We start from the raw sequence: 9,563 nt of genomic DNA, 5'->3' as shown, positions 1-9,563 counted from the left end.
AGGCAATACACAATATCATTCCCATAAGTTGTAGGCATTATCCAAAATCAGTCTGGAAAACATCTGCGTAAGCATTATTACAGGTATAGATATTCAGCACATACCGCCTTGATGTCCTGATTCACTTGGCTGGTACAGGGATAAACCTGAAGACAAACGCTTTTATGCGACTTGTTGCATTGAGTCCGAACTTCTTTACGTCAAGTCTTTGAATCACTAGTTGATATGCCTTACCTTTCCACTTCTCAACAAGGGTAGAGTTCAATCCAAACTCAATGCCATTTACTTCCTCAGTTTTCCAGCCTTTGAGAGCAAAGGTGTCATTGTAGATCGAACTGCAGCGGTTAGCACGGATATAGAAGGACTTGCAGTGTTTTTCTATTTCCTCCTCGATTTCCTCGGAACATGATCCACAATCAGCTCTGAAGCGATTGACAGTGAGCCTATTCTGTTCAAATCTCTCAAAGAACCTCTTCAGCGTGTCCTTCTGATGGAAACGAAGGTTTTCGTTAAGCCAGATGAGCAGAGCTAAGTTTACTTAAGCTCTGCCATGGCGAGAAAACGTGCCATGAAATGGAACATTTGTGTTACCATCGCTATTCTCTATACCGACTATCAAATCGTCAATAATCGCCACAGAAGTAGATACTCATGAGAGAACGGATGATTTCGCTGTACTGATAACCGAACGATCCACACCTTAGGCCGAGGGATGAGTCGATTACAGATGATAATGTGTGGAGTCAAATTGCTCCATGATTGAAAATATCCCTCCAAAAGGAGTAAGTCTCTCAGATTTAATTTGTATCTTCGCCATGTCTATCGTCGGATTCTCTTGTTTTTTTGCAACACTAAGATAAGTGAAAATTCTGACATGGCAAAATCCTGAGGAACTTTTTGTTGCTCAGGTACTTAAAAAGTTTAATCTATAATAGTGTTGCGGAATTAAGGTTTATCATTTTTCTTGTTATGAAAATCCCCATATAAGGAAACCCAGCACAACATTTACACCGTTTCCAATAGAAGATTGAGCAAGAAGAAGGCTCTCTGTTTCTCTATCCTATTGGCTTAATAACATTAATGGCAAAAAGATAAGCCTTTTCGTCCACTATTGGTTGTTTACTGCTGTTCTTTTAACTGTATGTACTTTCCTATAATCATTTGACAGTTTTTTGTTTTTTTTTTTGATCTAAGTTGCTTGTTAATATCTCTATGAACGCAATAGTTGAGGGCTGTGACAGAAAAAATATAGATAGATTATATAATATTAATATAATTTATGATTATCCGAGGGGTTAAAATACTTACCTTTGCCACAAATTATTTGAAGGTATTTTTCACACACGGTACCTCTTTTGTAGATAAGTTAATAAACGTAATAAATACAAGATGAAGAAAACTTATTTTCCCCCAAGTGTTTTAGTACTTGCATCACAAGCCAATGTTGGGCCAAACATTGGTTCAGGCGATGATGGTGCAGAGTTGCAGCCAGAAGAAAATGATGATGATGGCTCAACTCAATCTGCCAAGTGGTCAAATTCTTTTTTGGATTAGTGCATGGTTAATCACATGCAGGCATGCTTTGACTATCTATGCTATGCTGAGCGCAAAGTTCATGGGTAGCATGTGAGATGAACAACAAAACAAATTTATTGATATCAAAGATGAGAAATTATTTACAACGAATGGCGTTATTGCTGTTGATGTTGCCATTATGTATGGCAGTATCGGCGGTTACATTTGTCAATGTGACCCCTGAAAACAGCACTGTGACGAAGGTTGACGTGGGTGAGAAGTTAAGCAGCATCACGTTGACCGTAACGTTGGGTGCCGACGAGGCTCTCAACGGACAGGCACAGTTGCGGACAAGTACAGATGAGACAGCTCTTGTCAATAATGGTAGTGGCTTTCTTTCTGACAATGTGCTGAAACAGAAAACCGCAAATCCCAATGTGTGGGAAATAACATGGCTGAACGTTCCGGTAGGGAAATATAAGGTTTATTTCCAACAAGCAGGTGGAACCGCACACACATTATTGCACGATGTGGAAATAGTGGAGATACCTTCAACAGATCCTCCTGTTATCTCGTTCAAGGTGAAAGACGCCACATGTAACACGTCGCCAACAGACACCAAAAATGGTAGCATAACAGTGAATGTAGAGAAGGGCGTAGCCCCTTTTACCTATAAAGCGACAATCCATCACGCAGATAACACCACTGAGGAGAAGACCTTGGAGAACACCCCGAACCGTGCATGGATTGTAGACGGATTGGCATCGAGTGAGTATATCGACGTGACCGTTACTGATTCGAAAGGCAAGACCGACACAAAAAAATCTGAGTTGGTGGGCTTTGGCAAGACAACAGTGTCTATTGGGCAGAGTATTTTCATCAAGCAGACAGGCGATTGTAAGTTTGATTATTACCTCAGAGCAACCATTGAAACGGAAAACCAAGACGCGTTGGATGCGCAGACCGAACTCTTGGCGCAGACATTGAAGTTGCGTAGTTATGCCGATGGTAAATATTACGATGTGGAACATGTGCCGGCTTACGACATGCCGGTGCCATTTTGGTCAGGCCAGTACTATCGTTTTTACAAGGTTGCATCTGCTGCCAACCTCTCGTCACAAGGAAGAAATAGGATGTATGGCTTGAAATATTCCACCCTTTGTAGTGGAGAAAAAACAACGCGTGACTACTATGCGCATGTGCGTACACTTGATGAAATGATGAATTTTAGCACTTCGTCAAAGGGAAGTTTGAACCCTGCTGACTGTTCTTACCAAGACGCTAAGTTCACCATTAAGTATCATTTTCAGGGAGGAACAGGGCAATACAATTATTTGTATTCTTATTACTTCATGGACGAAGCGCACCGCTATGCAAAATTGTTCAAGAAAAATGAGGATGGCACTTATCCTTCCACACCAGTCAAGGAGGATGTGCCTATGCCCATCAACGAGTTTGATACACGATGGTCGCAGACAATAGAAGTGGCCGAGCCAGGTACGTATAAATTCGTATATGCCCCTGATTGCCCTGATTTGAAAATAGAAAAGGAAATTGTAGTTGAACCCATCAAGCCTGAGTTTAAAGATATAGGCGATTGGATGTCTCCTACAATAAACCAAGAGTTGGGAATACATGGCAATACCGCTGGCTTGGCAATAGGGCTTGCTAATGTTTCTGCCCCATTGACTCTGACCGTGAAACGCCTTGATGACAAGAGAGAATTTGTCATAACCGATTTTGCGGATGACAAACCGTACACCAAGCACATAGATTTCCCACAGGATATAAACTACGACAAGTTGCGTGACGCTTATTTCATCGCCGACCTGCCTGCTGGCAAATATGCCTTGGATTTGAAAGACAATTGCAACAATACCGCAACCTATAACTTTGAAATTCCAGAGAGCAAGCTCCAGCATTACAAGCCCAAGCGCGACGAGGGATACAAGGACGGAGTGTATGTAGGAGTTGATTGCAATGGCAACAATGTGGTGAAGTTCGATTTCGGTCCGGAAGGAGACAATGTTGCCTATGCTTATAAAACCAGCACGGGGGAACAAGGAGCGTCGGGTAGCAGAAAGACTTGGGCATCTAATGTAGATCCTATCACTCCATTGGAAAAACTGACAGGCATCAACTATTTCGGTGCTGGCTTTGCTCCAAGTTTATATAATGGTCACAGCTATTCTGCTGGGAACAACATCTACTCTGCCATAGCGAAAGCAGACAGATACTATAATAGTGACGAGTTTGTCATCCGACCTGCGGAGCCAGGCGATTATGCCCGCAAGACATACAAGTTTGATTTCGCCGATTATGCTGACAAGGCAGCGTTCGAAGTCTTTGGTGCCATGTGCAATCGCGATGGTAAAGGTACTGGCATGGTGAGTGTTGGCATCGCTAAAGGTGTGAATGTAGCGTTGCCCGTTAAGTACGAATTGTATAAGACGGAGGATGGTTCGACCCTAACAGGAGAGCCGCTTCGAACTTACGAAGCCACCACCACACAGGATGTTCTCAATGTAGTATGGAAAGATGTGGAGGTAGGGAAGTACCTCGTTCGTACCATTTTTAACCGCACATGCGAAGGAAAGAAATTTGTTCAGGTATCACCTACCGACATACCAGAGCCTTCGGTGGAATCTGAAAACGGTTTCGAGGTGAAGAGCATTATCAACCTTGACATTACTGACGGTATGAAACCGCTGCATCTTTATTTGCCTGTTTCACCTTATATATATAATGTGGAATGGTACGACATTACCAACACTCCCGAAGCAAAAGTGTTTGACGGTAACGATATCAACGTGACATTCAACGAGCCAGGCGTGTACACCTATCAGGTTCGCACCACGTTTACTGACCGCACATCGTGTCCGGGAAGCTCAGGCGGTGACCGAATTGTGAAGTTCTACGTAACGAAGACCGACAAACCCAACTACTGGGTAGGCTCGACGAGCGAAGATTTCAGCACCGCTTCCAACTGGACAGCAAATAAGGTACCTACCAATGACGAGGACATCGTGTTTGCTACGGAAGCGAATAACAACGGACATGCTGCCGAAAGGGATTGCCGACTGACAGACGGAGAGTCTCCTCTTTCGTTTTGGGCGGCAAGTCTGATTAACGAAAGCGGCAAGGCAATGGTTGTTCCAGCAGGTAGCGCCTTGGTGGTTAAGAGTGGAACGGTAGGCTTCGCGCATGAAATTAAACAAGATGGAAGCGTAGATCCTGTTCGTTTGAAGATTGAGGCATCCGACAAAGATGTGCCAAACGGAACTTTCATTGCGAAATATCCTGGTGCGGCATCAGACAAAGTGTATGCTGAGGTGCAAATGTATGTAAGATCACGTAAGCTTGCGCAGCCTACATCATGGACGGATAATTTGGAGGGTTCGCCTACCAAGGGAACGACTTTCTCTGTGAAATATACGGATCAATTCTTTGGAATACCGTTCCAAGAGATGTCATCGGGCATGCTTAGTGGTTCATATATTTACAAATATGACGAGGCGCATAACGCTAAAAACCAGTTCTACCAAAAGTTTGTTGGCTTGAAAGCCAATACTCCGATGACTGCTTTTGCTGGTTATTCAATTCGAAACGCATCTACAACGCCTAAGATGAAAACCCTGAAGGGATACCTTGACTTTAACAACGTGACGTTGACGCTCACCCAAAAGGCTCCGAAAGTGAATGGCGCCACAAGTCAAAAAGATGCCGTGAATTATTGGGGGTTGGGTCAAAACCTATTTGGAAATTCCTATACGGCACCCATAAGTTCAGCGGCTTTGGCACAAGCTATGGCATCCACCAATAAAGTGGAGAAGACCGCTTATCTATACCGTACAGGCAGTGGGAAAGACTGGGGAGAAAAGTTCGAAACTGACGATGAAGACGGAGCGGGTTCTTACCAGGCCGTTCCATTGTTCGCTGGTTCTGATTTGGCTTTCTATGTAATTCCTTCTATGCAAGGTTTCTTGTTGAAATTTACGCCAGAGGAAGTCAAACCAAATGGTGACGACGTTGTGTTGACATTGGATTACAACAGGGTTGTGACATTAGATACCAATCGTCCACAGTTGGCTAAGCGTTTTGGGACTGCTCCAAGCGAAACTTCTGGTTCTGTGAAGTTTGAGTTAACTGGTGAGCATGCACACGAAACGATGTGGTTGTTGGAGAATGCCAACACGTCTGACGACTTCGATAACGGCTGGGATGGCTTTAGACTTGGAGCCGAATCGATGCCTACGACCATCTATTCCAATGCTAAACCAGGTATGTTGCAGGTCAACACCACGGACGATTTGACTAAGGCCAATATCACTGTGAAGACAGGAAAGGCAGGCAATTACACCTTGACCCTTACCCGTAGAAGGCTCAACCAGTATCCCGACTTGAAGCTTGTCGACCTGAAACTGCAACAGTTGATACCGTTTGATGGTAACAAACTGTCTTACATGTTCACCGCTGGTGAAGGCGAGACGGCTACAGACCGATTTACGTTGGTCAACACCACGGCAACATCGTTTGCAGATTGGGCAACGAGCGTATCGTCCGTAGAAAACGATATGGAAGGTGAAGTCAGTGTTTATACGCTGTCTGGACAAATGGTGGCACGATTTAATTTGCCCCAAGACAAGAATTTGATGAAGAATAGTATGAAACGAGGAATTTATATCTTATCGGTTAAGAATGGAACAGTGACCAACAATCGAAAATTTATAGTTAAATAATAACGCATTCTCTCGTTTGTTTATAAAAAGAGGTAGCTTCCCAATTCATGGAGGAAGCTACCTCTTTAACGTTAGAGGTGTCAAGATTGTCATGGATAACGTTTTCTGTGGGTATCATCTCTATGGAAATTGAGGGGAAGAGTGCACACGACTTTTTTATTTTTCCTCAAATCCGCAACTAAGCCCTTGAACGTCCTTGTTGCGTTTACACGTCCTCTCATTACTGAATTTGCAGATAAGTTGAACTTGAAGCACCCACTTCCTACAACGTCCCCTTTACCCACAATGTGACTTGAGGCAATACACAATATCATTCCCATAAGTTGTAGGCATTATCCAAAATCAGTCTGGAAAACATCTGCGTAAGCATTATTACAGGTATAGATATTCGGTACTGTCCTATAAAAGTGTGTAAGTTTCATTTTTTCCTTTTTTATAGTGTACAAATACAAAGATAAGAAAAAAAGAGCTTACACACTTTTATAGGACAGTACCGTCGATTTTATCGCATTTATGGAAAATCCCGAAAAAACTTGGAATGATTTCCTTGCAAAGGAGATGCAAAAAGCGCCACCAGGACCAAGTCTTTTCGATTAAGAGGGGGCTTACTTTTGAAAAAATAAACCCCGAAGTCCAATTTTACTGGGCTTCGGGGAGGATATTTATGCTCTTTTGAGTTTTACCGGACAGCAATAAATAAAGGACATCTGGAGCTTTTCAGCCTACCAAATGTCCATTATGCCGAATATTTCAGTAACTTTATCTTTGGTAATCATCGCTTTGTATTTACTTATAACTCGTTGATTATCAACTATGAATGTGCAAATAATAAGCAAGATTACCAACTTTTTAAGAACTTTTCTTATCCCGAACTCGCGTAGACTGCTGCAAATCGCCTGTTCATACGTTTTCGCCAGACATTGGAGTATCATTATAGACACATGCACACGGTGAAGGAGTATGCCAATCACCTCAATGTGTCTGTAAAGACGCTCACGAATAGTGTCGGTGCAAGCTCGTGCTCAACACCTTTGAAGATCATTAACGATAAAAGCATATTGGAAGCAAAACGCCAACTATGCTATACCGACCTCAAGATAAAGGAGATTGCATTCCGCTTAGGTTTTGATGAGCCGTCGTATTTCTTGAAGTTCTTTAAGCGACAAACGGGCATATTGCCCGCCGAGTTCAGGGTGTTATAATAATGGAAACCTACCGTTGCTTCACAACGAAAGAGACAGGTGGATCTATTGTATGACATTAGCTTGACTCCAATCTCATCTACTTTAGGTACTCTTCACACAAAGCAACCCACAGCGAGGCACCGATGGGAAGGATTTCCTGATCGAAGATGTACTTAGGATTGTGTACCATAGGCGTTTCACCATTACCTAACATGATGTAGCTTCCTGGTCGTTCTTGCAACATAAAGGCAAAGTCTTCGCTACTCATCAATGGCTTACAAGGGTACACTACATTTTCCTCTCCAAAGTATTTGCGTGCCACTTGCGCAGCAAAAGCTGTTTCTTCGTGCGAATTGACGAGCACTGCTCCGGGTTGTCCCTCTTTTATTTCATATTTGCAACCAAAGCATTCTGCTTGAGCAGCCGTTATCTCACGAATACGTTGCAACACCAGCTTACGCCCATCGGGCTGCATGTTGCGCATAGACAACTTGAGTACAGCTTCGTCTGGAATAACGTTTCCTGCATTACCCGCTTGAAATGAGCCGATCGTGACCACGCCATTATTCCAAGGAGAGAGGTTGCGAGCTACTATCGTCTGTAGTGCCATCACCAAAGAAGCACCAGCTACGACAGGGTCAACGCTTAGTTCGGGCATTGAACCATGACCTCCGCGCCCCATTAAGCGTATCTCCCAATTATCTACAGCCGACATCGTTTCTCCATCATGGAAATGCAGTACCCCCTTTGGTAGCCCAGGAATATTGTGTATGGCATATATTCTATCGGCATTAAACTTCTTGAAAAGTCCATCATCTATCATCGAAGGACCGCCTTGCATGGTCTCTTCGGCAGGCTGAAAATAGAAGTAAACGGTTCCATTGAAGTGCTTTGTGTCTGCCAGATACTTAGCTGCCCCAAGTGCCATGGCACTATGACCATCATGTCCGCAGAGATGAGAAATGCCGTCGTGCCTACTTTTGTATGGCAGGTTGTTAATCTCTTGAATAGGGAGAGCATCCATGTCGGCTCTAATGCCTATTTTCTTCTTTCCATCGCCATGACTTAGTACACCTACCACACCCTCAATGCCATATTTTCCTACATGCTCATGAACCTCGTAGCCCATATTTTTTAGCAGGTCGGCAACATATTTGCCTGTATTTACCTCTTGGGCAGACAGTTCGGGATCTTGGTGCATGGCTTCCATCCACTGTTTCATCTGTGGCAATATGGCAGCTAATTCTTTTATTGGTTTTACGTTCATTTTACTCATATCGTTGGTTTTAGCGTCTATCTTGTCAAAGAAAAAGTGAGGAATGAGATTAAAATCACACAAAGATAGTTATTTTAAGAAATTACAACAGAATCACTTCAAATGCGTATAAGGCATCACGATTTTTCATTTTTTTGTTTCAACAACTTTGAACCTTAAAGGCATAAGGCGTGCGTTATCATCATTCTGTATTTTCTTTACGGTCACTGATTTTTTCCTGCAAAGCTATGGTATTTTGGCGAATCATCCATAACGCTCTATATGACAAGGGCCTACGCATTTTACGGAAGAGTATAAAAAAGGGAATCCTTGAAAGAATCCCCTTTTTAGCGTTTTGTGATCCGCATGGGGCTCGAACCCATGACCCCAACATTAAAAGTGTTGTGCTCTACCAGCTGAGCTAGCGGATCTTACCAAACTCTCATTTAGAAAGCGAGTGCAAAGGTATAGAGTTTTTCTGAGAATGCCAAATAATTCTTTTACTTTTTAACAAAATAGATATTCTTTAGATGTATCCGTAGAGTCAACCAGCAAGTGCAAAATTACAAAACGTGTTTGAAGAACTCGCACTTAGGTGTAGAAAAGTTTAATTTTTCTCTCGGTCTTTCGTTCAATTTCTTTTGTATCGACATAATTCTCTTGTCTGTGTAATGTTCAAACGAATCCTTTTTCGGTATATATTGTCTGATTAGTTTATTTGTATTCTCAATCGCTCCCTTTTGCCAAGAACAATATGGATCAGCGAAGTATACGGGCACGCCTAAGAACTTGGTAATGTCCTTATGTGCTGCAAATTCAGGTCCGTTGTCTGTTGTAATGGTCTTCAGACAGTCCTTGTATGGTAGCAGC

At 42.8% G+C, this 9,563-nt stretch carries 6 protein-coding genes, 1 tRNA gene and 1 pseudogene; 3 read left to right on the top strand and 5 right to left on the bottom strand.

The window, feature by feature from the left end; genetic code table 11:
• Positions 1-205 precede the first annotated feature (205 nt).
• A pseudogene (locus tag H515_RS14205) lies at positions 206-817 on the bottom strand (hypothetical protein); the annotation flags it as partial.
• A 572-nt stretch (positions 818-1,389) separates the two neighbouring features.
• Here H515_RS14205 and H515_RS14590 point away from each other — a divergent pair.
• Both H515_RS14590 and H515_RS0109965 read left to right on the top strand, forming a co-directional pair.
• Positions 1,390-1,554, top strand: coding sequence for a hypothetical protein (locus tag H515_RS14590; RefSeq protein WP_154653691.1), 165 nt, complete (start codon positions 1,390-1,392; stop codon positions 1,552-1,554).
• A 110-nt stretch (positions 1,555-1,664) separates the two neighbouring features.
• Positions 1,665-6,254, top strand: coding sequence for a T9SS type A sorting domain-containing protein (locus H515_RS0109965; protein WP_161625406.1), 4,590 nt, complete (start codon positions 1,665-1,667; stop codon positions 6,252-6,254).
• 89 nt (positions 6,255-6,343) lie between these two features.
• Here the strand turns inward: H515_RS0109965 and H515_RS15105 are convergent, their stop codons facing one another.
• Positions 6,344-6,574: a hypothetical protein gene (locus H515_RS15105; RefSeq protein WP_081410155.1), complete on the bottom strand. Its 231-nt coding sequence runs from the start codon at positions 6,572-6,574 to the stop codon at positions 6,344-6,346.
• 621 nt (positions 6,575-7,195) lie between these two features.
• On the opposite strand from H515_RS15105, the gene H515_RS0109955 reads away from it, so the two are divergent.
• Complete coding sequence (locus H515_RS0109955) at positions 7,196-7,456, top strand: helix-turn-helix domain-containing protein (protein ID WP_025877922.1); 261 nt, start codon at positions 7,196-7,198, stop codon at positions 7,454-7,456.
• Between the two features lie 79 nt (positions 7,457-7,535).
• On the opposite strand, the gene H515_RS0109950 is transcribed toward H515_RS0109955, so the two are convergent.
• From H515_RS0109950 to H515_RS0109940, 3 genes are all read right to left on the bottom strand, one after another.
• Positions 7,536-8,705: a M20 aminoacylase family protein gene (locus tag H515_RS0109950; RefSeq protein WP_025877920.1), complete on the bottom strand. Its 1,170-nt coding sequence runs from the start codon at positions 8,703-8,705 to the stop codon at positions 7,536-7,538.
• A 346-nt stretch (positions 8,706-9,051) separates the two neighbouring features.
• Positions 9,052-9,124 (bottom strand) — tRNA-Lys (locus H515_RS0109945).
• Between the two features lie 132 nt (positions 9,125-9,256).
• Positions 9,257-9,563 (bottom strand): IS30 family transposase (locus H515_RS0109940; protein ID WP_028901902.1); only part of this gene is annotated, 307 nt, incomplete at its 5' end.

Source organism: Prevotella corporis DSM 18810 = JCM 8529, from assembly GCF_000430525.1.
GTDB lineage: Bacteria > Bacteroidota > Bacteroidia > Bacteroidales > Bacteroidaceae > Prevotella > Prevotella corporis.
This window is presented reverse-complemented; position numbering and strand designations above follow the sequence as displayed.